Annotated in this window: 23 protein-coding genes, 1 pseudogene and 1 riboswitch; of the genes and pseudogenes, 13 read left to right on the top strand and 11 right to left on the bottom strand. The window is 41.9% G+C overall.

All coding sequences use genetic code 11. The annotated features are described in order from the left end of the window. Positions 1–192 precede the first annotated feature (192 nt). Entirely contained in the window at positions 193–960 is a 768-nt protein-coding gene (locus tag NST65_RS01275) for a GNAT family N-acetyltransferase (RefSeq protein ID WP_111927588.1), read from the top strand. A gap of 258 nt (positions 961–1,218) precedes the next feature. Here the strand turns inward: NST65_RS01275 and NST65_RS01270 are convergent, their stop codons facing one another. After that, positions 1,219–2,391, bottom strand: coding sequence for an MFS transporter (locus tag NST65_RS01270; RefSeq protein ID WP_041115248.1), 1,173 nt, complete (start codon positions 2,389–2,391; stop codon positions 1,219–1,221). A 77-nt stretch (positions 2,392–2,468) separates the two neighbouring features. Next, positions 2,469–2,568: riboswitch (purine riboswitch) on the bottom strand. Between the two features lie 387 nt (positions 2,569–2,955). Between NST65_RS01270 and proS the strand changes: the two genes are divergently transcribed. Both proS and NST65_RS01260 read left to right on the top strand, forming a co-directional pair. Then, positions 2,956–4,389, top strand: coding sequence for a proline--tRNA ligase (proS, locus tag NST65_RS01265; protein ID WP_111927589.1), 1,434 nt, complete (start codon positions 2,956–2,958; stop codon positions 4,387–4,389). A gap of 144 nt (positions 4,390–4,533) precedes the next feature. After that, complete coding sequence (locus NST65_RS01260; RefSeq protein ID WP_165585036.1) at positions 4,534–4,710, top strand: hypothetical protein; 177 nt, start codon at positions 4,534–4,536, stop codon at positions 4,708–4,710. A gap of 35 nt (positions 4,711–4,745) precedes the next feature. Here NST65_RS01260 and NST65_RS01255 read toward each other — a convergent pair whose 3' ends face one another. The 7 genes from NST65_RS01255 to NST65_RS01225 form a co-directional block, all read right to left on the bottom strand. Beyond that, complete coding sequence (locus NST65_RS01255) at positions 4,746–5,522, bottom strand: sulfite exporter TauE/SafE family protein (RefSeq protein WP_046313651.1); 777 nt, start codon at positions 5,520–5,522, stop codon at positions 4,746–4,748. A 58-nt stretch (positions 5,523–5,580) separates the two neighbouring features. Next, positions 5,581–5,811 (bottom strand): sulfurtransferase TusA family protein, encoded by a 231-nt coding sequence (locus tag NST65_RS01250; protein WP_024427452.1) that lies wholly within the window; start codon positions 5,809–5,811, stop codon positions 5,581–5,583. 33 nt (positions 5,812–5,844) lie between these two features. After that, a complete protein-coding gene (locus NST65_RS01245; RefSeq protein ID WP_111927590.1) occupies positions 5,845–6,972 on the bottom strand; it encodes an MBL fold metallo-hydrolase in 1,128 nt (375 codons plus the stop codon). Positions 6,973–6,986: 14 nt separating this feature from the next. After that, complete coding sequence (locus NST65_RS01240; RefSeq protein WP_342489239.1) at positions 6,987–7,541, bottom strand: sulfurtransferase TusA family protein; 555 nt, start codon at positions 7,539–7,541, stop codon at positions 6,987–6,989. Positions 7,542–7,588: 47 nt separating this feature from the next. Then, positions 7,589–7,942 (bottom strand): rhodanese-like domain-containing protein, encoded by a 354-nt coding sequence (locus tag NST65_RS01235; protein ID WP_111927592.1) that lies wholly within the window; start codon positions 7,940–7,942, stop codon positions 7,589–7,591. Positions 7,943–7,954: 12 nt separating this feature from the next. Beyond that, a complete protein-coding gene (locus NST65_RS01230) occupies positions 7,955–8,437 on the bottom strand; it encodes a DsrE/DsrF/DrsH-like family protein (protein WP_111927593.1) in 483 nt (160 codons plus the stop codon). Between the two features lie 123 nt (positions 8,438–8,560). Beyond that, on the bottom strand, positions 8,561–8,821 hold the full coding sequence (locus NST65_RS01225) for a metal-sensitive transcriptional regulator (protein ID WP_003217059.1): 261 nt from the start codon (positions 8,819–8,821) through the stop codon (positions 8,561–8,563). Between the two features lie 404 nt (positions 8,822–9,225). On the opposite strand from NST65_RS01225, the gene NST65_RS01220 reads away from it, so the two are divergent. Together NST65_RS01220 and NST65_RS01215 are read left to right on the top strand one after the other, a co-directional pair. After that, a complete protein-coding gene (locus NST65_RS01220; protein WP_111927594.1) occupies positions 9,226–9,990 on the top strand; it encodes a hypothetical protein in 765 nt (254 codons plus the stop codon). Positions 9,991–10,248: 258 nt separating this feature from the next. Next, entirely contained in the window at positions 10,249–10,395 is a 147-nt protein-coding gene (locus NST65_RS01215; RefSeq protein WP_111927618.1) for a DUF255 domain-containing protein, read from the top strand. 47 nt (positions 10,396–10,442) lie between these two features. On the opposite strand, the gene NST65_RS01210 is transcribed toward NST65_RS01215, so the two are convergent. Next, entirely contained in the window at positions 10,443–11,279 is an 837-nt protein-coding gene (locus NST65_RS01210) for a helix-turn-helix transcriptional regulator (protein ID WP_111927596.1), read from the bottom strand. A 103-nt stretch (positions 11,280–11,382) separates the two neighbouring features. Here NST65_RS01210 and fabF point away from each other — a divergent pair, with 103 nt between their 5' ends. Then, on the top strand, positions 11,383–12,615 hold the full coding sequence (fabF, locus tag NST65_RS01205) for a beta-ketoacyl-ACP synthase II (protein ID WP_070326625.1): 1,233 nt from the start codon (positions 11,383–11,385) through the stop codon (positions 12,613–12,615). A 139-nt stretch (positions 12,616–12,754) separates the two neighbouring features. Next, positions 12,755–12,922, top strand: a pseudogene (locus NST65_RS01200) (DUF255 domain-containing protein); the annotation flags it as partial. A gap of 24 nt (positions 12,923–12,946) precedes the next feature. Here NST65_RS01200 and NST65_RS01195 read toward each other — a convergent pair. Next, a complete protein-coding gene (locus tag NST65_RS01195; RefSeq protein WP_111927597.1) occupies positions 12,947–14,395 on the bottom strand; it encodes a PLP-dependent aminotransferase family protein in 1,449 nt (482 codons plus the stop codon). A gap of 135 nt (positions 14,396–14,530) precedes the next feature. On the opposite strand from NST65_RS01195, the gene NST65_RS01190 reads away from it, so the two are divergent. From NST65_RS01190 to NST65_RS01165, 6 genes are all read left to right on the top strand, one after another. Beyond that, positions 14,531–15,442, top strand: a complete 912-nt coding sequence (locus NST65_RS01190; RefSeq protein ID WP_111927598.1) for an EamA family transporter — start codon at positions 14,531–14,533, stop codon at positions 15,440–15,442. Between the two features lie 145 nt (positions 15,443–15,587). Beyond that, positions 15,588–15,749: a DUF255 domain-containing protein gene (locus NST65_RS01185; RefSeq protein WP_111927599.1), complete on the top strand. Its 162-nt coding sequence runs from the start codon at positions 15,588–15,590 to the stop codon at positions 15,747–15,749. A 29-nt stretch (positions 15,750–15,778) separates the two neighbouring features. Next, the gene (locus NST65_RS01180; protein ID WP_111927600.1) at positions 15,779–17,662 is read left to right on the top strand and encodes a thioredoxin domain-containing protein; all 1,884 of its coding nucleotides are present in this window, start codon (positions 15,779–15,781) and stop codon (positions 17,660–17,662) included. Positions 17,663–17,814: 152 nt separating this feature from the next. Continuing rightward, on the top strand, positions 17,815–18,585 hold the full coding sequence (locus NST65_RS01175; protein WP_041115334.1) for a SurA N-terminal domain-containing protein: 771 nt from the start codon (positions 17,815–17,817) through the stop codon (positions 18,583–18,585). A 224-nt stretch (positions 18,586–18,809) separates the two neighbouring features. Next, positions 18,810–20,144, top strand: coding sequence for a glycerol-3-phosphate transporter (gene glpT, locus NST65_RS01170; protein ID WP_111927601.1), 1,335 nt, complete (start codon positions 18,810–18,812; stop codon positions 20,142–20,144). Positions 20,145–20,236: 92 nt separating this feature from the next. Next, complete coding sequence (locus NST65_RS01165) at positions 20,237–21,118, top strand: glycerophosphodiester phosphodiesterase (RefSeq protein ID WP_041115336.1); 882 nt, start codon at positions 20,237–20,239, stop codon at positions 21,116–21,118. A gap of 38 nt (positions 21,119–21,156) precedes the next feature. Here the strand turns inward: NST65_RS01165 and NST65_RS01160 are convergent, their stop codons facing one another. After that, positions 21,157–22,545, bottom strand: a complete 1,389-nt coding sequence (locus tag NST65_RS01160) for an amino acid permease (protein ID WP_034621697.1) — start codon at positions 22,543–22,545, stop codon at positions 21,157–21,159. Between the last annotated feature and the right edge of the window lie 44 nt (positions 22,546–22,589).

Below are 22,589 nucleotides of genomic sequence, written 5' to 3'. Positions count from 1 at the left end.
CACTCTTAACTGGTTAATAAAATGGTACTAATAATGAAGAAAGGAGTCAAAAGAAATGTGGTTGTTAGTAAAATAATAGGTCATCAGACCTTAAAATTGTATATGTACTTTTATACTAGATTCCCCTCATCCTGTCACATGCTATAATCATGGGGATGTCATCCAAATTATCATAATGAAAAGGTGAGCTAAATGAAACCTGAACAACTAATGGCCATTCGCCAATTAGAAGAAAAGATACATCTGTTTTCCTCTGCTGTGAACGGAACCTTCCTTGCATCGGACGATTTCGTTCTATCCAATACTCAAATATCGACTGACACGTTCAATTTGCTCTTACCGACATCAGCTCAAATTCAAGATCCGAAAAAGGTGAAAGCTGCCATTGAACACATGCGGTCACAGAAACTCATCTTCAGCACATGGGTCGATCACCGTTTACTCCATCCTGATTGGGCTGATTTATTAAAGGAATATCACCTTCAAGAGGTCGAACGCAATACCATCATGATGCTTGAGCATACAGGTGACATTGATCCAGTCACATCCCCATCACTTACAATCAAGGAAGTACTTGATGAGCAGACACTATTTGATTACACACATATCTTTATTGAACTATTCAAAGGATCGACTGAGGCCGCCGCCTTAGAAGATTATTTCCAGCGTTTTTCGATTAAAAAATTACACTCAAAAGCTCGCATGTTCGTGGGATATGAACACCATAAGCCGGTCACAACAGGCTTATTATTCGAGACAAACGACAGCTACGGTATTTATGATGTCATAACAAGGGCAGAACACCGCGGCAAAGGACTTGGCAGTGACATGTTTCATTACCTTTTGACCAAGACAGAGAATAAACAAAAATGTGTCATCTTACAAGCATCAGCAGACGGCAAAAATATTTATCAACGTGCCGGCTTCCAACCAATCGGTGAAATGGCCGTCTTTGAATAGAAAGGTACTTTTCTTGTGAATTTGAAATGAACATAAAAAAGCTGCCTAAAGATAGGCAGCTACAGATTGTTGACAAAGGGCTAAAATGATCTTGATTTTAGCTCTTTGTCTTCCTTTCAGCGTGATAGAAAACCTTTGCAGTCTAGGAAGGACGAGCATCGGAGCGGAGCGAATTTGACATTCGTGAGCACCAGATCGCAGAACTGACAAAGAATGCGAGGGTTTGTCTACACGCTGAAGCTGCCTAAAGATAGGCAGCTATTCAGCATGATGCTGACGATCCATATAAAGCGGCGGTCTCTTCAGCGAAATCACCGCACAGCTAAAGGCAATCAGTACAAACACAGCACCGAATTTAGCCAGATCAACAGATGAACCGGTCATCGTAAACATGACTCCGCCAACCGCTGATCCAATCGAAATGCCGATTTGCAAGGCAGATGTATTTAAGCTCTGCTGAATATCAGACGTGACAGGATCTGTTTGAATCAAATAACTCTGCAAAGCAGGCGTCAGTGCCCAGCTGAGCGCTCCCCAAAGGACAACCATGACCATAAAGAGCGCGAACACCCCCGCTGTATAAGGAAGGATAAACATGACGATCGCAAACGCCATAGTCACAAGCAAAATGGCTTTTCCTGAACCCAGTTTGTCACTGAGCCAGCCGCCAAACCCATTCCCGCCTATAGACGCAAGTCCGAAGATCAAATAACAAATACTAATCCAAAACGGGGTCATATGCAGAACTTCCATCAGAAATGGAGTGAAATAAGAATAAAGCATATAATGGCCTGCAAGCATAAACAAACTGATCAAGTGTGCACTAAAAATTTTCGGATGCCCTAAAGAACGAATCTGTTCTCTAAGAGGCGTCACTTTTTCAACAGGCATTTTTTCCAATAGAAAATAGATCAGCACCATCGATATGGCAGAAAGAATACTGATTCCTAAAAACATCACTCTCCAGCCAAAGCTCTCTGTAATAAAAATACCGATCGGTACACCGAGAACAAGTGAGGAGCTAATACCAATAAAAATCAGCCCTAATGCTTTCGCACGATGTGCTGGTTCCACCAATTTGGCAGTGATCGTCAAAGACAACACCACCACAAGCGCTGTACTCATCGCAATCAACACCCTAGATATCATGACAAGGGCAAAGGTCGAACTAAAATAAGTGAACACATTTCCTATTGTAAACACCAATAACGCGATTAAGTAAAGGCGCTTTCGTTCGATTTTGGCTGTCGCAGTCAGCAGCACGGGTGCTGAAATGGCATACACAATCGCAAATACCGTAATGAGCTGTCCGGCTGTTGCAAGAGACACATTCAAATCCTCTGCAAGACTTGGCAGAATGCCCCCGACCACAAGCTCAACTAATCCAACCGCAAAAGTAGAAACGGCTAATAAATATACTCTCCAGTTCATGTCTAACATCCCTTCTGTATATCATCGCTTTCACTTTTGATACAGGGTGCAGACAAACAAAAAAACCCTGATTACAAAAAAGGAAAGCGCGCTTTTGTAATCAGGATTTATCGGATCCTGGTAGAAACCCTCAAACCATATTATTGAGGTTATACAAGTCTATTTTTTTCTTCAAATATATTAGCATAGCCTTTCATAACTCGCAAGCTGTAAAAATAGAAAAATACTGCCATTCCGTTACCTAAACAAAAGGCGCCGTAAAAGGAATCAGAACAGCTTGCTTTCTCCTCCATTTACAGGTAAACTGATGAAAAATCAACGAACGAGGATCAACGTAGATCTGGAATAGTAGCTTGAATCGATCTTTAACAGAGAGGGAACGGTGCTGAGAAGTTCCTACTGACATCTTCAAGTGAACCTGCCGATTTAGTTCTGTTTCATACAGCGGTTCATACCGTTATCATGATTGAGTGTAAAGCTGTGCTTTAAATTAGGGTGGTACCACCAGGAATGGTCCCTAACTTAAAGTACAGCTTTTTTGTTTTAAAAAAGGAGGAACCTGCAATGTCAAAGAAACAATTTGTTGAGAAAATTACAAGCATGGAAGACGACTTTGCCCAGTGGTATACAGATGTTGTCACAAAGGCGCGGCTCGTCGATTATTCAAGCGTGAGAGGCAGTATGATCATTCAGCCGTACGGCTTTAAAATCTGGGAGAATATTCGCGACGAACTTGACCGCCAGATTAAAGAAACGGGTCATGAGAATGTCTATATGCCGCTCTTTATCCCAGAGAGCCTGCTTCAGCAGGAAAAAGATCATATTGAAGGCTTTGCTCCTGAAGTGGCGTGGGTGACACATGGCGGTGAATCCGAATTACAAGAAAGGCTCTGCGTCAGACCGACCTCTGAAGTGCTGTTCGCTGAGCATTACAAAAACATTATTCATTCCTACCGCGATTTACCGAAGCTATATAACCAATGGGCCAATGTCGTCCGATGGGAAAAGACTACACGTCCCTTCCTCAGAACCCTTGAATTCCTATGGCAGGAAGGGCACACGTGCCATGAGACTGAGCAAGAAGCGATTGAAGAAACAGAAAGAATGCTTCACATTTACGCTTCTCTTTGCGAAGATCTCCTTGCCATTCCTGTCATTAAAGGGAGAAAAACAGAGAAGGAAAAATTCGCCGGCGCTCGCTTTACCTATACGGTTGAAAGCTTGATGCATGATGGAAAAGCGCTACAAACTGCCACTTCTCATTTCTTCGGGAACGGTTTTGCCAAAGCATTTGGCATCGAATTCTTAAACCGTGAAGGAAAACTAGAGCACGTCCAGCAAACCTCTTGGGGTTTCACAACAAGAATCATTGGCGCTATGATCATGGTTCATGGCGATGACAGAGGGCTCGTCCTCCCGCCAAATATTGCGCCAACCCAAGTGCGTATCGTGCCAATCGCTTCTCATAAAGAAGGGGTGCTGGATCATGCCTACGAATTGAAGGATCGCCTCGCCCGCATCGCACGTGCTGACATCGACGCAAGCGATAAACAGCCAGGCTGGAAATTCAACGAGTGTGAAATGCAGGGTATTCTGCTACGTGTAGAAGTAGGACCAAAGGACATCGAAAAAGGACAGGTGATGCTTGCAAGACGAGACACTGGTGAAAAGCAAGCTGTCACGTTAGATGCCCTTGAACAAACCATCAAAGCAACGCTTGAAGACATCCAGCGGACGATGTACGAAAAAGCGAAAGAACGATTACATGAAAAGACATCACACGCCCACACAATCGAAGACATCGAGCAAATTCTTGCGGAAGAAAACCGATTGATTAAAGCCATGTGGTGCGGTGATGAGGCCTGTGAAAACGACATTAAAGAAAGAACAGGTGCGACCTCACGCTGTATTCCATTCGAACAGGAAACCATTTCTGACACATGTGTCTGCTGCGGAAAGCCTGCATCTGATATGGTGTTCTGGGCGAAAGCCTATTAAGAATATGAACGATAAAGAAGCATCCCTCATGATGCTTCTTTTTTTGTTAAAAAGACCCAAACACCCATTGACCTCACCTGCATGATCCCCTATAATTCATATTAATATAATCGGTTTTTAAGACTTTAACTGGAGTGGTGATACATGAAACGCTGGCCCTCATTCTTTGCCGAACGCTGTCCTAAATGTAAATCAGCATTAGAAGTCTCAAAGTCCAATGCCCTGCAAGGCAAAGTCGTGAAAACATGTCCCAACCTTCATTATCAAAAAGAGTACCACCCAGCACTAGAAACGTATATCGAGCACGATGACGTCAAATAAAAAAGACCAACACGTTTGCTTTGTTGGTCTTTTCTTTATAAAATATCCAGCCAAATTTTGACCGCTGTCGCCGTAATCATCACAGCAAGTGCCCATTGCAAGTAGACGGCGTTGATTTTCTGACCGACCTTAGCACCAATCGGAGCTGCCATCAAACTTGCCGCCATCAGCACAACAGCAGGAAGAAGCATGACCTGACCCGTCAATACCTTTCCAGTCGATGCGCCTATCGCAGAAAGAAACGTAATTGCAAGTGACGACGCAATCGTCATCCGTACAGGTATTTTTAAAATAGACAGCATCACAGGCACTAAAATAAATGCGCCGCCTGCACCTAATACCCCGGAAACACTGCCAATCACAAAGGCAATAGCTGATGCCAGCCCTTTATGAAAAGTGACTTCTCCCTCTGCGTCTGCACGCTGCCCTTTTTTCGGAATCAGCATGAGAATTACCGCCACAATGGCGAGTAATCCATAGACGAGGTTCATCCCTTTCTCCGGCATAAAATGTGATACATAACTGCCTAATAAGCTGCCCGCTAATATACTGCTTCCCATATATAAAATCAGCGAGCGATGTAAAAATCCACTTTTCCGATAAGCAAGTACACCACCCAGTGTCGAAAAAAGCACTTGAATGGCGCCAATCCCTGATACCTCGTGTGCTGATAGTGCCATCACACCGAAAAGAGGCGGGATATAAAGCAGCATGGGATAGTTGATCACAGATCCACCGATCCCCACCATTCCTGATAAGAAGGAACCAATACATCCGATGATAAAAAGAGTAATCAAAAATGCAAAATCCACGCTGGTCTCCTCCTTTGCAAAAGGAAAAGGGGATCTTCAGCGGATACCCCTACATCCTTTAGGACCCTTTTCTCATCCAGAACTTCAGCACGTGACCTTCTTCTGTCTGCGTGATCAATTCATGTCCGCTTGACTTCGCCCATGCGGCCAAGTCAGCTTTAGCCCCTTTATCTGTTGCATGTATTTCTAAAACTTGACCTTCCGCCAAGTCGTTCATTTTTTTCTTCGTTCGAATAATCGGCATTGGGCATGCGAGCCCTGTTACGTCTAATAGTTGATCAGATGTCATTTAATCGTTCCTCTTTTCTTATTTTATTGGACATTATCGAATCGCACAACGGTTTGGACCCATTTCCATTTCACGTTGCTCTTCCACTTCTGGGTTCAGCTTCCCCATATTGGCTTGACGAATCTCTTGGAAGGCATGCGGCTGTGCAGGCAGACCTTCCGTCACCATCTTTCTAAACACATGTTGATCTTCAATATGGAGCCCATGATTTTCTTTTAAAAGTGAGCCGAGCTCCTTCCAAACACTGCCGTCTTCATTCATTTCTTCTATGGTCATGAAGTGCGCAGGCAGAACGATGTATTCCTTTGAAAACGCCATATACCGTTCATAAAGCGTCTCTCTCAAATCATCTACCCAGTCCTCCGCCATTCCAGCAAGATCAGGTCTTCCAATTGAATCAATAAACAAAATATCACCTGAAAGAAGATATTGATTGTCTACGATAAAAGATGTTGAGCCGATCGTATGTCCCGGGGAATAAATGGGTTGAATATCAATAGAAGCTGCTCCAATCGTTATCCGCTGTCCTTCTTCAAGACGTTCATATTCAAAGGTTACCTCTTCTGCATCTTTTGGCGGCAGCCAGTAGGTGGCACCCGTTTGTTCAGCCAGCTTTTTCCCACCAGAAATATGATCCGCATGAAGGTGAGTATCCAGCACATGCGTCACAGAGACATCATGCTTTTTCGCAAAATCGATATAGATCTCCGTCATTCGAGCTGCATCTACAACCGCGGCTTCTCCATTGGACACGATCATATAGGACAGACACCCTTTGCCCATCCGTACAAATTGATACAGCTCTCCACCGCCGCTTAAATCACCTATTTTCACTGGCTCTAGATGCTCACTCCATGCCTTCATGCCGCCCTGCAAATAATGAACAGGCACGCCAGCCTCTGACAGCATCTCTGCCACCAGGATAGAGGAACCTTCCTTAGCACAAACCACCAATACTTCATGGTCACTAGGAATGTGCTGTAAAAGACCCTCTACTCCGTCAAGCAGATCAAAATAAGGCACATTCATATCAACGATTGCTTCCCCTTCAATCTTCCAGTCCTGCACATCTGCTTGATTTCGCACATCTAGCAAAAAGAGCGGCTCTTTGCCCACGATCTTTTTTGTTAACTGCTCTGCAGTCATGGCTTTTACCGTCATGTTTTATTCAGCTCCTATTTTTCAATGGCTCCTGTCCAGCTATTCATGCCTGGCACCACATTGATTAATTGTTGAAATCCTTTCTCTTTTAGCTTTTGCGCAGCTAATTCACTTCTTCTGCCTGAATGACAGATGAGATAAATGTCCGATTCTCTTGTTAACTCCTCAGCACGATGTTCCACCTCACCAAGCGGGATATGAACAGATCCTGGGATATGCCCCGCTTCGTATTCATCCAGCTCTCGTACATCCAAAATAAACAGAGATTGATCTTCTTTTACCTTCTGTTGAAAGGCATTCAAAGATATTTCCGAAATCATAGGCTCTTCCTCTTGCGCTCCGCCCTTACGAATCAAATGATGGAGCACCTGACCTTCTACTTTTGTTCCTAAAAACTCATGGCCGGCACTTTTTGACCAAGCCGCTAAATCCGCTGCTGATCCTTTATCGGTAGCTTGCACTTCAAGTACATCTCCTGGCAAAAGCTCATTCATTTGTTTTTTTGTTTTCACAATCGGCATCGGGCATGCCAATCCTTTTGCATCTAAAATGACTGTTGGTTGCTGCATGTGATGTCCTCCTTTATATAGGGGTGGGGGTATATTTTTATACGTGCTTAATGCCAAGCATTCATACCACCCTTGATGTTTGTAATATGAGTAAATCCTTGCTTCTTCAATATTTTCGCTGCCTGCATACTTCTCATTCCGCTTTGGCATATCACGTAGATCTCTTCATTTTTCTCAAGCTGAGAAGCTCGTTCTTTTAACTGAGGTAAAGGAATGTTTCGAAACCCTTTAATATGGTTTGTTTGAAATTCTACTGGAGATCGTACGTCAATGAGCTGTTGACCTTTGTTTTTCAGCCTTTTCTTCATATCGGCTGCATCCATTTGGTTCACACCTCGAACCGGAAGGAACCGGCTCACGAGTAAGCCAATCACCAGGACGAACAAAATCGCTTGAATCATTTCATCACCTCACTAAATAAATAAATTCACATTCCCGATTTCAGCCTCTGCTAAATAAGCGGCGACACCAGCATATTGAATGTCATCTAATAATTCTTTCTCCTGCAGCCCTAAAAGGTCCATCGTCATTGTACATGCTACGAGATTGATCTCCTGTTCCTTTGCCATATCAATGAGCTGCGGCAAGGTCATGGCATTGTGCTTTTTGATGACGTGCTTAATCATCTTTGGGCCCATTCCAGCAAAATTCATCTTTGAAATGCCCATTCGATCAGCCCCGCGCGGCATCATCTTGCCAAACATTTTTTCTAAAAAACCTTTTTTCATTGGCACCATTTCATCCTTGCGCAAGGCATTCAGCCCCCAAAAGGTATGAAAAATCGTCACTTCATGATCATAGGCTGCTGCACCATTGGCAATAATGTATGCCGCCATCGCTTTATCATAATCTCCACTAAATAGCACAATCGTCGTGCGTTTCTTCTGTCCTTCCATTCTGCTCCTCCTTCATCATTACCCATGGGGGTATATAAAAACCAAAAAATATATACACATACCGGTAAGGGTATATTATAACAAGTAAAAAAATCCGTCAACCTTCAAAGGCTGAAGAATTTTTTACCGGCTTTTCACCAATAGCTCAACCGCTTCTTTCACAAGCCCCTCCGTATCCTTGCCTTGTTCAAGGCTTTCACGGACACATTGTTCAAGATTTGTACTCACAATCACACCCATTGCACGATCAATGGCATTGCGTGATGCAGACAGCTGCGTCACCACCTCGCGGCAATCCTTTCCCTGCTCCATCATCGCAAGAACCCCTTTAATCTGCCCCTCAATCCGGCGAAGACGGTTCTTCATCTGCTGATTATATTCCATGCACAAGTACCCCTTTCTATTCTTTCTATGAACAGATAGTATACCCTAAGAGGTATTTAGTCAATCATGATGATTCAGTATAAAAAGCTAATGAGATAATTGTCACAGCAACTCCTGCTCATTACACACTAGTTTCTTTCTTAGAGTATATATTCGCCTTATAAAAAGAATAAAGAGCGAAACACACTAAATGAAATAAAAATGAGATTAGGCTCACGTTATTGCTATAATATAGAAAATGGGTAGTTAAAATAAGCTTTTATGGTATAATTTTACTTTAATAGGGTTAATGAAAGTCGCGATAAAATGAAGAGGCGTAAAAGGCATCTAATGTTTGATAATATGTAAACTACTTTTTCTTTCCAAAAAGGAACCAAGATAATTAACAAAAAATAGGTGATGTTGTGGATAATTTTTTTGAACAATTAGATCTTAAAACAATTATAACAATCTTTGCAGGATTTGGCGCTGCTTCTACAGCCCAATTATTTTCACATCATTTCTCTCGAAAAAGGGAAGATATAAAATATCATAAAGAATCTCTACAGAATTTATACTCTCCTGTAATTTTTGAAATAGAGAACTATATAATTGGGGAGTTTGTACATGCTAGAAATATTGAGATAAAACCATTAGAGTTATTATGGTTGCAATCAAAGAATCCAAAAAAGATTTTCAGAATGATATTAGAAAAAATCGGTTCTAATTTACAGTATGCAAAACCAGAATTAATCATGGATTATTTCAATCTGACTAATAAAGAACCTGATACTATCTATAAAAAGAGAATTGATAAAGAGATAGCTCTTTGCAACACGTTGTTATTAGACTATGTTCAGCTATGCAAAAAACTTAAAATTAATTCTTATAAAGTAGACGAGTACATACAAGGACCCCTTATGTTTACTCAGCTATATGAGCTATTAGGGCATACAGCTCATTTTAAGGCACAAGAGTTACTTATAAAACATTATTTTGAAATTAGAGGTTTAGGATATGTTTATTTCAAAAAAATTATTAGGCTTAATCACCAATTCAAAAAAAATTTCACAATAGATAACTATTATAATGCAAAAAATAAATCGAACGAATTATATACACAAATAGGTCAAAAACTTGGTTCAAAATCGGATTGGTGGTTCTCTGCAATCTCTAATCCATATGGATAACCAGATGATATCTCATGATAAAAGTAGATACCAGTTTATAATGTAAAGTGTTTTTTTGTTCTTGAGTATTAAAGCCTGTTGTTAATTTATCAAATCTGATTTTGGTATAATTTTGACATGCTACAAAATGTGAATGTCTCTTTTTCGAAAGTAAAATTTTACGTTTATTTTGAGTGAACGTTTTCCAACTCTTTCTTTGAATAAAATAATAATCAGAAAAAAGGTGACCCATGCCAAACAACCAAGCCCAATCCACCCATCAATGAAAAATTACCTTACCTCCTTCAACACGCTCACAACCAGTTCACTGATGACCGTGGGGGCAAACCCTTCGACAAAGCCAAACGTGAAAATAAACCGGTGCTTATCAGCATCGGTTATGCCCACTTGTCGCTGACGGCATAGGATCTATTTTATATTAAATGCACTCAATAACTTCATCCAAACGAAACCTAGCCTTCAATCAAACGTTTTAACTTAAGCTCCGTATCAGTATCCTCAACTGGAGTATAGACGCTGCATCTTAGATCAGTATCCCCATACACTTGTAATGAAGTGAGATTAAACAACATTTTACCTCCCTTAGCATGACGAAATTCAATTAATACTTCAGGTGCATAGCTGATCTCATTTTCATTCCAAATTTTACGAAACTCAGGATATGCCTGCTCCATTTCTTCTATAAATTGCTCATACCAGTCATCTGCCACATACTGTCCGTAATACGTTCTAAATATGGCGATATATCCTCTAACAAAATGCTCCCAATTCACCGCTAAACTTTTAAATTCCTTTCTTGCGAATAGTAAGCGTATGATATTCCTTTCTGCCGGGATGATTTGTTCAAAGTCCAAAAATACGTTCGCAGCTGCTTGATTCCAGCCAACAATCTGGCTTCTTCTATCCGATACAATCGTCGGGCAATAACGAAGTTCCTGCAAAATTTTCACTAAAGCCGGACTGATTTCCTTCTCATTCTCAATGATAAAGGATTGTTTCACTCCTTCCTCTAACGCTAAAGCGTACAAATATCTCCTTTCATCGTTATTTAATTGTAATGCTCGAGAAATCGCATCTAATACCGAAGTCGATACTTTTATATCTCTGCCTTGCTCTAACCATGTATACCAAGTAAGACTCACACCGGCTAGTTGAGCCACTTCTTCTCTTCTCAGTCCTGGTGTTCTTCTGCGGGTTCCTACAGGTAAACCAACCATTTGGGGCGTAATTTTCGAACGTTGGTTTTTTAGAAATTCTGATAATGCTTGAAGTCTTGTTTCAGGTTTCATGAAGATCTCCCTTTAAAATATTATTAATTATACTAGGATAAACAACAACTTGTAATAGGATAACACAATGGCTAAAGTTAATAAAAACAAGGAGGGAATGATCATGAAAAGAGTTGTCATTACTGGAATGGGAATTATTTCTCCACTTGGAAATGATGTAAATAGCTTTTGGAATCAACTAACCAAAGGACAATCGGGAATATCTCTCATTGATTCTTTTGATACAACTGATTATAAAACAAAAATAGCTGGAATCGTTCGTGATTTCGATGCAGATGAAATATTGGGAAGAAAAGAAGCAAAACGATTAGACCGTTTTAGTCAGTTTGCCTTAGCAGCAGCCGAACAAGCATTAGAAAATTCGCAATTACAGTTAGATCAAGTTGATCTTGAACGTTTAGGCGTATATGTTGGTTCAGGAATCGGGGGAATCCAATCGCTTGTTGATCATGTCAATGTATTAGATAAACGAGGTCCCTCAAGAGTAAGCCCCAGCCTTGTCCCCATGATGATTTCAAATGCAGCTGCGGCCCAAATCAGCATTAGATTAGGGGCACAAGGGCCATCATTGTCACCAGTCACAGCTTGTTCTATTGGGAACACCGCTATTGGTGAAGCTTTCAATGCGATCCGAAATGATGATGCAGATATTATATTTGCCGGAGGAGCAGAAGCTGCTGTTTCACAGATATCTTTGGCCAGTTTTGGAAACGCACACGCACTATCTACTAGAAACCAAGACCCAAGCCGGGCCAGCCGTCCATTCGATACAGATAGAGATGGCTTTGTGATGAGTGAAGGCGCAGGTATCTTAGTATTAGAATCATTAGAAAACGCGATTCTTAGAGATGCGCCGATATTATGTGAAGTAGTTGGGTACGGAGCTAGTTCAGACGCTCATCATATGGTAGCATCCCACCCAGAAGGTAAAGGTGCCTACTTAGCCATGAAAAAGGCGTTGAGAAGTGCAAATATATCAACAGATGATATTGATGTTATTAGTGCACATGCAACAAGTACACAAGTAGGTGATCGTTCAGAAGTTCTAGCTATTAAGAAATTATTTGGTGAACGTTCAGGTGAAATTCCAACAACGGCAAACAAATCAATGACAGGGCATATGTTTGGTGCTGCCGGCGGAGTCGAAGCCATTGCTTTAGTGGAAAGTTTGAGACGAGGAATGATTCCGCCAACTATTAATGTAGAGAATCAAGATCCAGACTGCAACTTAGATGTTGTATTAGAAGCGAGACAGCTTCCATTGAAATATGGACTATCCAATTCTTTTGGTTTTGGAGGACATAATTCAGCCATCTTGTTAAAGCATTACGATTGATGTAGCTATCAAGGGTTTATAGCCCTTGATTTTTTTCATTTTGGGAACACCTCACAGACAAATGATGACGAGCCTCAGCAATCTGATATATTAAATGGAGAAAAGAGAATACTAAAAACATTTAGAAAGCAGGTGACCCATGTCAAACAACGAAACATCCAACCCACTCATCAATGAAAGATCACCATATCTCCTTCAGCATGCCCACAACCCAGTTCACTGGTACCCGTGGGGGCAAGAAGCCTTCGATAAAGCCAAACGTGAAAATAAACCAGTGCTTGTCAGCATCGGTTACGCCACTTGTCACTGTCTTTTAGTATTCATTATATATTTATCTGCTTGCCAATTCCTTAATCATTAAACCCAATTCATAAATTCCCTTTTGTAGGTCTTCAAGAGATGCATAAGCATATGATAAGCGAATATAGTTCCCCTTTTCTTGAGCATAGATACTGCCGAGATTGAGAAGTATCCCTTTTGTCAAAGCTTTTGTATAAAGTGATTTCATAGATAGTGAAGGCAATATTTTTACCCAGACAAAGAATCCTCCCTTCGGAATATTCCATGTAGCAACATTCTTCAAATTGGTTTCTAAAAGACTCATGACCAATTGCCTTCTCACCTTTAATTGACTTCTCACCTGTTCTAGATGTTGTTGGTATTCACCGGATGTAAACCACTCTGCCGCTACTCTTTGGGATAACGAACTGGAGCCGTAATCTGTTTGCATTTTTATGTCGGATAAACGGTCAATCACTGATTCTGGACCGACGATCCATCCAATTCTTAAGCCGGGGCTTAATGTCTTAGATAAACTTCCTATGTAAAGCACATGTCCATTTTTATCTATTGTTTTAATAGGATTTGGAGGAATCTCATCGATCCATAACTCACGATATATGTCATCTTCAATAATGGGAAGCTGTGCATTCTCACTTGCCGCAAGTATTTCTTCCCGTCGCCGTTCTGACATTGAGATACCGGTTGGATTATGAAAACAGGGATTTGTATATAATATAGCCCTCCCCCGCTCCCCCCTTGCCACGTGGATATGTTCCGGCAAAAGTCCATCATTATCCATAGGAACTCCAGTCAGCTTCATACCGGCTGATTGAAATACGTGTAATGAATAAAGATAGGACGGCTGGTCAAGATAAACGGTCGATCCCCTTTGTAAAAGCCCCATTGATATCAGCTGTAAGGCTTGCAGTGCACCCGAAACAATAAGAATGGAAGAAGATGAACTTTGAATTCCGATTGTTCTTAAATAGCCACTTAATGCCTCTCTCAAAGGTAAATATCCTTTTGGTTCCTCATATCCGAATGCCTCTATGTTTTGAGATACCTTTCCCATCATCTCTTTCATAGCAGTTAAAGGAAAAATCTCCTTTGAAAGTTCTCCTTTACTGAGCTGTATAAGATCAGAATTTGATTCTGATTTATTGATCTCTTGAACGATTTTTTGGCTTGGCCGCTGGATTCCAGAGATTACATACTGATCCCAATCGGGGGCGGAATTCTTAGCCAAAAGTGTCCATGTATTGTTCGTAACAACCGTCCCTTTTCCCATTCTGCCTTCGATTAATCCGTCCGCCATCAATTCCTCTAAAGCTGTAATTACTGTGCTCCTATTCACCTCAAAGTGTTTGGCAAGCGTGCGCTGGCTTGGAATCTTACTTCCAATCGGCCATTCTCCATTTCCTATTTTATCTTTTATAAATTGAATGATTTGTATGTACTTAGGAAGCTTTCTCATCCTTCTTTCTTCTGAAGCGCTCATAAAAAGTATCCTCCTTAAAAACTAAAGTGGTTGGGTCAAAATCTATTTAACTGGTTGAAGTCATATCATCAAATCTTTATTAATATAGAAACACATTAAATAACTGGTTGGTTTTTGTAAAGAGGAGTGAGAAAGATGCGAAAGAAAACAGTTCGAATCGGCATATCTTACAGTCTGATGATTGGGTTGTGGGCATCAGCTTTCCCGGGAATTCGCGCGGGTTTGGAGAGTTACACGCCGGAACACCTCGCTTTGTTTCGCTTGTTGATTGGGTCAATGGCATTGTTGGTTTTTGCTGTTTTGACTCATATGCATTTACCCGACATGAAGGATATCCCTGCTATTTTATCTTTAGGATTTTTAGGTTTTACACTATATCACATTTTGCTGAATATCGGAGAAAAAACAGTCAGCGCAGGGGTAGCAAGCTTACTCGTGACCATGACACCTATTTTTTCTGCAATGTTATCTCGTCTGTTTTTTGGTGAACATTTTGGTTCTTATAAATGGATCGGCTCTATTATAAGTTTATTGGGTGTGTCGATCATTTCATTTGGGGCGGGAAACTATACAAATTCAGTGAACGGCATTTTGTTAATCCTGCTGGCAGCATTTTCGGAGAGTATTTATTTCGTTTTTCAAGCTCGCTATATAAAAAAATATGGATTTATTCCATTCGTTACATTCACTATTTGGGGCGGGACAATACCTATGCTTGTATTTCTGCCTGGCTTAGGGGAAGAGTTTTTGAACGCTTCAATGAGCTCAACTTTGTCTATCGTTTATTTAGGTTTATTACCAACGGTTGTGCCTTACTTTGCACTTGCGTATGTAACTTCACTTGTCGGTGCTTCAGAAGCAACAATTTCACTTTATTTGACACCAGCCGTAGCCTTGGCCATTTCTTGGGTATGGTTAGGTGAAGTACCTACGTTTATTGCACTGACAGGCGGGATGGTTACAGTCATCGGGGTGTGTTTCTCCTATCTAACAGTAAATAAAAAGATAAAGATTTTAATTCCTTATTTCTTATCTAAAAAGCAATAAGGTGATGAAGTTAACCCTGAAAATAGAGTCATAAGCAGTTCTCCTTTTTAATAACTTGGGTTTGGTTCACAAAATGGAGTGTATGAATTTTTTTAGGGAATTATGGTATGTTAAACGTACAAATTAATAGAAAGCAGGTGATCCCATGCCAAACAAAAGTAAACCCAATAGATTAATCGCTGAGAAGTCTCCTTATTTACTTCAACATGCTCATAACCCTGTGGACTGGTTCCCTTGGGGAGAAGAAGCATTTGAAAAAGCGAAACGCGAAAACAAGCCTGTTCTCGTATCTATTGGGTATGGATAACCAAAGGAACATGTCACTGGTGCCACGTCATGGCACACGAAAGCTTTGAAGATCAACAAGTCGCTGACATCTTAAATGAGCATTTCATTTCAATCAAAGTCGATCGTGAGGAGCGTCCAGACATCGACTCGATGTATATGTCTGTTTGTCAGATGATGACGGGGCAAGGCGGCTGGCCGCTCAACGTGTTTGTCACGCCGGATCAAAAGCCTTTTTATGCGGGGACATATTTCCCAAAGAGAAGTGCATACGGGCGTCCTGGCTTTATCGAGGCACTGACACAACTGCTGGATGCGTACCATAACGACCGGGATCATATTGAATCATTGGCTGAGAAAGCGACAAATAACTTGCGGATTAAAGCAGCCGGGCAGACAGAAAACACACTGTCTCAAGAGGCAGTTCACAAAGCCTATTATCAGCTCATGAGCAGCTTTGATACGCTGTATGGCGGATTCGGCTCCGCACCAAAATTTCCTGCACCTCATATGCTCTCATTTCTGATGCGCTATTACGAATGGACTGAACAGGAGAATGCGCTGTATGCAGTCACGAAAACGTTAGATGGAATGGCAAATGGCGGTATATACGATCATATTGGGTCGGGTTTTTCTCGTTATTCGACGGATGAAAAATGGCTTGTGCCGCATTTTGAAAAAATGCTGTATGATAACGCGCTGCTGATGGAAGCTTACACAGAAGCGTATCAGCTCACCTCAAAACCTGAGTATAAAAAGCTTGTCCAACACCTGATCCAATTTATCAAACAAGATATGATGAATCCGGGCGGCTCATTTTATTCAGCGATAGATGCAGATTCTGAAGGGAAAGAAGGGCAATATTACGTCTGGTCAAAAGATGAGATCATCACCCATTTAGGGGAGGAGCTTGGCGCTTTATTTTGCGAAGTCTATCACATCACAGAAGAGGGGAACTTTGAAGGGGAGAACATCCCTCATACCATTTCTACCTCTTTTGAGGACATCAAAGCCTCTTTTTCGATCGATGATAAAACCCTTCAGTCTAAGCTGCAAGAAGCCCGGCATATTTTACAATCAGTCAGACAGCAGCGACCCGCGCCGCTTGTCGATGACAAGGTGCTTACATCTTGGAATGCGCTGATGATCGCAGCTCTCGCCAAAGCAGGAAGGGTCTTTGATGAAGAGGAAGCGATCCATATGGCGAAGCAGGCGATGTCTTTTCTAGAAACACATCTTGTTCAACATGAGCGGCTCATGGTCCGCTACAGAGAAGGTGACGTGAAGCATCTCGGCTTTATCGAGGATTATGCGCATATGTTAAAAGCCTATATGTCTTTATACGAAGCGACCTTTGAATTAGATTGGCTGGAAAAAGCCACAGCCATTGCAGAGAACATGTTTGAGCTGTTTTGGGACAAGGAAAAAGGGGGCTTTTTCTTCTCAGGATCAGACGCGGAATCGCTCCTCGTTCGAGAAAAAGAAGTGTACGACGGCGCCATGCCTTCTGGTAACAGCACTGCACTCAAGCACCTTCTCATTCTAAGCAGACTGACCAGACGTCAGGATTGGCTAGACACATTACAGCAGATGTTCCAAGCCTTTTATGTCGATGTCTCTTCCTACCCAAGCGGACACACAGCGTTTCTGCAAGGGCTCCTAAGTCAATATGCGGCGAAAAGAGAAATCATCATTCTCGGAAAAAACGGCGACCCTCAAAAAGAACAGCTTTTACAGGCGCTTCAAAAACGCTTCGTTCCATTTGATATCATATTGACTGCCGAAACAGGGAAAGAATTAGCGAAGCTCGCGCCCTTTACAAAAGATTACAAAACAATCGATGGCAAAACCACCGTGTATATTTGTGAAAATTACAGCTGCCGCCAGCCAATCACCGATATCGACGAAGTGATGGAACAATTATTCCACAATTGAGTTTGTCATGAGATGACTATGAGAAGACAAAATGAGGACAAACAGATAAAAAACATGTCAATCCGCTAACAAATTGTCTGTACGGTTTTATTTTTCCTAAAAAACGGTTAGAATGCGCACTAGACGTTCTCATACCGAAGGGAGAGAAAATGATGAAAAAGGTATCATACACACTCATCGCTTGTTTGTTATCTGTTGGACTTGCAGCCTGCTCGTCAAACGATGCCAAACAAGATAAGCAAAACGACGCAGCCAAAAACAAGGAAACAACACAGGCTGATCAAAAAGAGCAGCAAAAGCAAATGGAAGAAATGCAAAAGAAATTAGACGCACAAAAAATCGATGATCAAAAGGTCGTTGCGACCGTCAACAAAGACAAAATCACAGGCAGTGAATACAATAGCGCCTTATCTACCATTCAAGGCCAGTTTCAGCAGTCTGGGCAAGACCCAACTTCTAAAGAAGGCGAGAAAGCAGTCAAGAAACAAACCATTGATGCGCTCGTAGGACAAGAGCTCATCCTGCAAGATGCTGAGAAGAAGGGCTTCAAAGCCTCTGACAAAGAGGTAGATAAGCAGCTAAAGGAAGAAAAGAAACAGTTCAAAGACAACGCTCAATTTGAAGAAGCACTTAAAAAGAGCGGACTCACATTGGATCAGCTGAAGAGTGACATTGCCGACAGCATCAAATACAGCCAATATGTCGATAAAGAAATCAAATCAGCCTCCGTCTCTGAGAAAGACGTCAAAGCGTACTATGATCAATACGCAGACCAAATGAAAAAACAAAAGCAAAAAGCACCAGAATACAAAGAGGTTAAATCACAAATTAAAAAACAGCTAGAATCTCAAGAAAAGCAAAAAGAAATCCAAAAAGAAATTGAAAAACTAAAGAAATCTGCGAAAATTAATGTTTCTCTATAACCGCTAAGAAAAAATCCGCCATTGTGCGGATTTTTTTGTTACTTCATGAACTATTTTTCCAAATTTATGACAAAAGCCTCATCATAAACGTCTCTTCCATCCGATATGATGGGAGTACAAAAGAAAGCGCTAACAATTCTTTTGTCTTTGAAAAGGTACAGGATCAAAAGCAATTCTCGTACTTTTGCTTCAGTCAATCGGACATCTACAAAAGGAGGATCATTATGTTCAAATGGTTTAAACCTGCTCCGCATATCGACAGGCTTGATGATGCCAAAACAGACGAGACGTATAAGCGGCTGCGGCTGCAAGTCTTTCTAGGCATCTTTATCGGGTATGCGGGCTACTATTTGCTGCGCAAAAATTTCGCTTTTGCCATTCCATATCTACAGGAAGAGGGGTTCACAAAAAGTGAATTAGGCTTTGTACTCGCAGCCGTATCCATTGCTTATGGCTTTAGTAAATTCATCATGGGGATGATCTCAGACCGCTGTAACCCCAGATACTTTTTAGCCGCCGGACTCTTTTTATCAGCTCTTATCAATATCCTATTTGTCTCATTTCCATGGGTCACATCCAGTGTATGGATCATGTTTTTATTCATGTTCTTAAACGGCTGGTTTCAAGGCATGGGGTGGCCGCCATGCGGACGTACGATGGCGCACTGGTTTTCGGTTAGTGAACGTGGTACGAAAATGTCCATTTGGAACGTCGCTCACAATATCGGCGGAGGGATTCTTGCACCGCTTATCACATTAGGGATTGTACTGTTTGCGACGTGGAAAAGCATCTTTTTCTTCCCTGCCATCATTGCCATTATCGTCTCCTTCGTGATCATTCTTCTTGTACGGGATACCCCGCAATCCACTGGTCTTCCGCCAATCGAGGAATATCGAAATGACTATCCGGCACAAAACTATGAGGATCAAGAAAAAGAATTAACAGTGAAAGAAATTTTATTTAAATATGTACTCAACAATAAATTCCTATGGTATATCGCCATTGCCAACGTGTTTGTATACTTCGTCCGTTACGGTGTTGTTGACTGGGCGCCGACCTACTTAACAGAAGCAAAGGGCTTTTCACCAGAGCATTCACGCTGGTCTTATTTTCTTTATGAATATGCAGGCATTCCCGGTACATTATTGTGCGGCTGGATTAGTGACCGCTTCTTCAGAAGCCGCCGCGCACCAGCTGGCGTCATCTTTATGGCCGGGGTGTTAATTGCCGTTCTTGTTTACTGGCTAAACCCTGCAGGCAATCCAATGGTCGATAACATTGCCCTTATCAGCATCGGCTTTTTGATTTACGGACCTGTCATGCTCATTGGACTTCAAGCCATTGATCTCGCTCCGAAAAAAGCGGCTGGCACTGCTGCCGGACTGACAGGCTTCTTCGGCTACATTGGCGGCTCTGCCTTTGCCAATGCCATGATGGGTGTCGTCGTGGATCACTATGACTGGACAGGAGGCTTCATTTTACTGGTTGGTTCTTGTGTGCTTGCGATTGTTTTCCTCGCTATGACATGGAATACAGGAAAGCCCGTAGAGCAAGCTTAATGAAAATCACATAAAAGATTCATATCGGCCCAACATGCTCTTTACATCTATTTCTTATGATGGAGGCAGTTACCGTAAAAGGAGGATAAAATATGAAGAAAAGTAGATTACTTGCTTTCGTGTTGCTCTCTTTTGCTTTACTGTCTTTTGCGTGGGTGCCGGCCACCGTATCGGCACATGAAAACCTTTTATCTCCAGATCGCATCTTAACCGTTGCACACCGCGGAGCATCAGGGTATGCACCAGAGCATACCCTGGCTTCCTACAAGCTCGCCACAAAGATGAATGCAGATTACCTCGAACTCGACCTTCAAATGACAAAGGATGGACATCTCATCGTGATGCATGATGAAACCGTTGACCGGACCACAAACGGAACAGGCTGGGTCAAAGACCTCACACTTGCCGAAATCAAACAGCTTGATGCTGGTACCTGGTTTAACGAAGCCAATCCCGACAGACAAAATGCCAACTATATCGGACAGAGAGTCCTGACATTAGATGAGGTGCTGCGCTATTTCGGTAAGCGAGAGAATTATTATATTGAAACAAAAAAACCAGACCTTTATCCGCAAATGGAAGAAAAACTATTGGCCGCCTTAAAGAAACATCATCTTCTTGGGAAACACACAAGAAAAGGGCAGGTTATCATACAATCCTTTAGTCAGGACAGCCTGATAAAGCTGCAGAAATTAGCTCCACGCCTGCCAAAAGTACAGCTATTAGACAGAAACCAAATGACATCCATCACAGACGATCAGCTCGACTTTATCAAAACGTACGCCGTGGGTGTTGGACCGAATTTCAGAGCATTAACACCTGAAAACGTCCAGCAGGTCAGAAGCCACGGACTCCTCCTTCATCCATATACAGTCAACAGCGAAGCAGACATGACCCGTCTACTGCAATACGGCGTCACCGGTCTTTTCACCAACTTTCCAGATGTCTTTAACCGTGTAAAAGCTTCACTCTAAATAAAAAAGCCTTGCGGTCCATCCCGCAAGGCTTTTGATTATTTCACCGTTTGATCAGAAGAAGCTGTTTCAATCGGCTTTCGTTTTCCAATTCCAAATACAAAAAAGCTAAGTGCCACTAAAATCAAGAATCCAATTGCTACAATAAGAGAAATACGCGTATCCTGATTAATGAGCATAAACACAAGAACCATCAATAAAAATCCGATTGTAAGATAGTTAGAAAACGGTGCTAGCGGCATCTTGAACGGGTGCTGATCAAGCGCTGCCCCCTTTGCCTTTCTGAAGCCAATATGACTAATCAAAATGACAAACCAAGGCACCATCCCAGGAAGGACGCTCGCACTATACACATAGACGAAAATGTTTGGCGGAGAAACATAATTCAGGACCACTCCTATCGCTAAACCAATCAGCACAGCGAATGTCCCAAAATACGGTACACCGTTCTTCGAAATTTTCGTAAAGAAAGCAGGCGCCTGACCATTCACACCTAATGTATAAAGCATACGGCCCGCACTGAAAATACCACTATTACAGCCGGACATCGCTGCTGTAATGACAACAAAGTTAATAATACCAGCAGCTGCTGTAATCCCGATCTTCGCAAACGTCGCCACAAATGGACTGCCAAGGGTATTCAGCTGATCCCAAGGATACACAGTCACAATGACAAAGATCGCACCGATATAGAAAATCAAAATACGCCAGATGATACTTTTGATGGCATTTGTCAGCGTCTTTTGCGGATTTTGCGCCTCACCCGCTGTAATCCCAATCAGCTCGACACCTTGATAAGCAGCAATAACTAGAGACAATGCAAACAGGAATCCGCTAAACCCACCTGTAAAGAACCCGCCATGCGCCCAAAGGTTAGACAGCCCAATAGGAGTTCCGCCATTTCCAAAACCGAAGAAAATAATGCCTAAACCTGCAACAATCATCAAGATAATCGTAACAATTTTGATCATCGCAAACCAAAATTCAAATTCACCAAATGACTTAACCGAAATCAAGTTGGCCGCTCCTAAAATGATCATCGCAATTAACCCTGGAATCCACGCAGGCAGCTCTGGGAACCAATATTTCATATAAGCCCCAACCGCAATAATTTCAGACATTCCGACAATGACCCACTGGAACCAGTTACTCCAAGCCGTCATATACCCTGCAAGCGGATGAATATATTGATGCCCGAATGTAGCAAACGACCCTGTACTCGGCTCAAGATATAACATTTCTCCCATCGCACGCATAATAAAAAAGATAAAAATACCACACACTGCGTACGCTAGAAGAACCGACGGACCTGTCCACTGAATGGCTTTCGCTGACCCCATAAATAAGCCAACACCGATTGTGCCGCCAAGAGCAATCATTTGAATATGGCGGGCACTTAACCCTCTCTTTAATTCCTTTTGAGCCACTTTTCTTCCCCCTCATCAACAAACAACATAAAAAATAAAAATCA

This window comes from Bacillus sp. FSL P4-0248 (genome assembly GCF_038593305.1).
In the GTDB taxonomy this organism is placed as follows: domain Bacteria; phylum Bacillota; class Bacilli; order Bacillales; family Bacillaceae; genus Bacillus; species Bacillus safensis.
Note: the sequence above shows the minus strand (reverse complement) of the source record. Positions and strands in the feature narration are given on the sequence as shown.

Excerpts from the sequence above, each read along its gene's own strand:
- fabF (WP_070326625.1), top strand. The coding sequence starts at position 11,383 with ATGAAAAGAGTTGTCATTACTGGAATGGGAATTATTTCTCCACTTGGA.
- NST65_RS01245 (WP_111927590.1), bottom strand. The coding sequence starts at position 6,972 with ATGACGGTAAAAGCCATGACTGCAGAGCAGTTAACAAAAAAGATCGTG.
- NST65_RS01210 (WP_111927596.1), bottom strand. The coding sequence starts at position 11,279 with ATGAAACCTGAAACAAGACTTCAAGCATTATCAGAATTTCTAAAAAAC.
- NST65_RS01270 (WP_041115248.1), bottom strand. The coding sequence starts at position 2,391 with ATGAACTGGAGAGTATATTTATTAGCCGTTTCTACTTTTGCGGTTGGA.
- NST65_RS01175 (WP_041115334.1), top strand. The coding sequence starts at position 17,815 with ATGAAAAAGGTATCATACACACTCATCGCTTGTTTGTTATCTGTTGGA.
- NST65_RS01275 (WP_111927588.1), top strand. The coding sequence starts at position 193 with ATGAAACCTGAACAACTAATGGCCATTCGCCAATTAGAAGAAAAGATA.
- NST65_RS01185 (WP_111927599.1), top strand. The coding sequence starts at position 15,588 with ATGCCAAACAAAAGTAAACCCAATAGATTAATCGCTGAGAAGTCTCCT.
- NST65_RS01165 (WP_041115336.1), top strand. The coding sequence starts at position 20,237 with ATGAAGAAAAGTAGATTACTTGCTTTCGTGTTGCTCTCTTTTGCTTTA.
- NST65_RS01235 (WP_111927592.1), bottom strand. The coding sequence starts at position 7,942 with ATGATTCAAGCGATTTTGTTCGTCCTGGTGATTGGCTTACTCGTGAGC.
- glpT (WP_111927601.1), top strand. The coding sequence starts at position 18,810 with ATGTTCAAATGGTTTAAACCTGCTCCGCATATCGACAGGCTTGATGAT.
- NST65_RS01195 (WP_111927597.1), bottom strand. The coding sequence starts at position 14,395 with ATGAGCGCTTCAGAAGAAAGAAGGATGAGAAAGCTTCCTAAGTACATA.
- NST65_RS01260 (WP_165585036.1), top strand. The coding sequence starts at position 4,534 with ATGAAACGCTGGCCCTCATTCTTTGCCGAACGCTGTCCTAAATGTAAA.
- NST65_RS01250 (WP_024427452.1), bottom strand. The coding sequence starts at position 5,811 with ATGACATCTGATCAACTATTAGACGTAACAGGGCTCGCATGCCCAATG.
- NST65_RS01180 (WP_111927600.1), top strand. The coding sequence starts at position 15,779 with ATGGCACACGAAAGCTTTGAAGATCAACAAGTCGCTGACATCTTAAAT.
- NST65_RS01190 (WP_111927598.1), top strand. The coding sequence starts at position 14,531 with ATGCGAAAGAAAACAGTTCGAATCGGCATATCTTACAGTCTGATGATT.
- NST65_RS01230 (WP_111927593.1), bottom strand. The coding sequence starts at position 8,437 with ATGGAAGGACAGAAGAAACGCACGACGATTGTGCTATTTAGTGGAGAT.
- NST65_RS01240 (WP_342489239.1), bottom strand. The coding sequence starts at position 7,541 with ATGCAGCAACCAACAGTCATTTTAGATGCAAAAGGATTGGCATGCCCG.
- proS (WP_111927589.1), top strand. The coding sequence starts at position 2,956 with ATGTCAAAGAAACAATTTGTTGAGAAAATTACAAGCATGGAAGACGAC.
- NST65_RS01225 (WP_003217059.1), bottom strand. The coding sequence starts at position 8,821 with ATGGAATATAATCAGCAGATGAAGAACCGTCTTCGCCGGATTGAGGGG.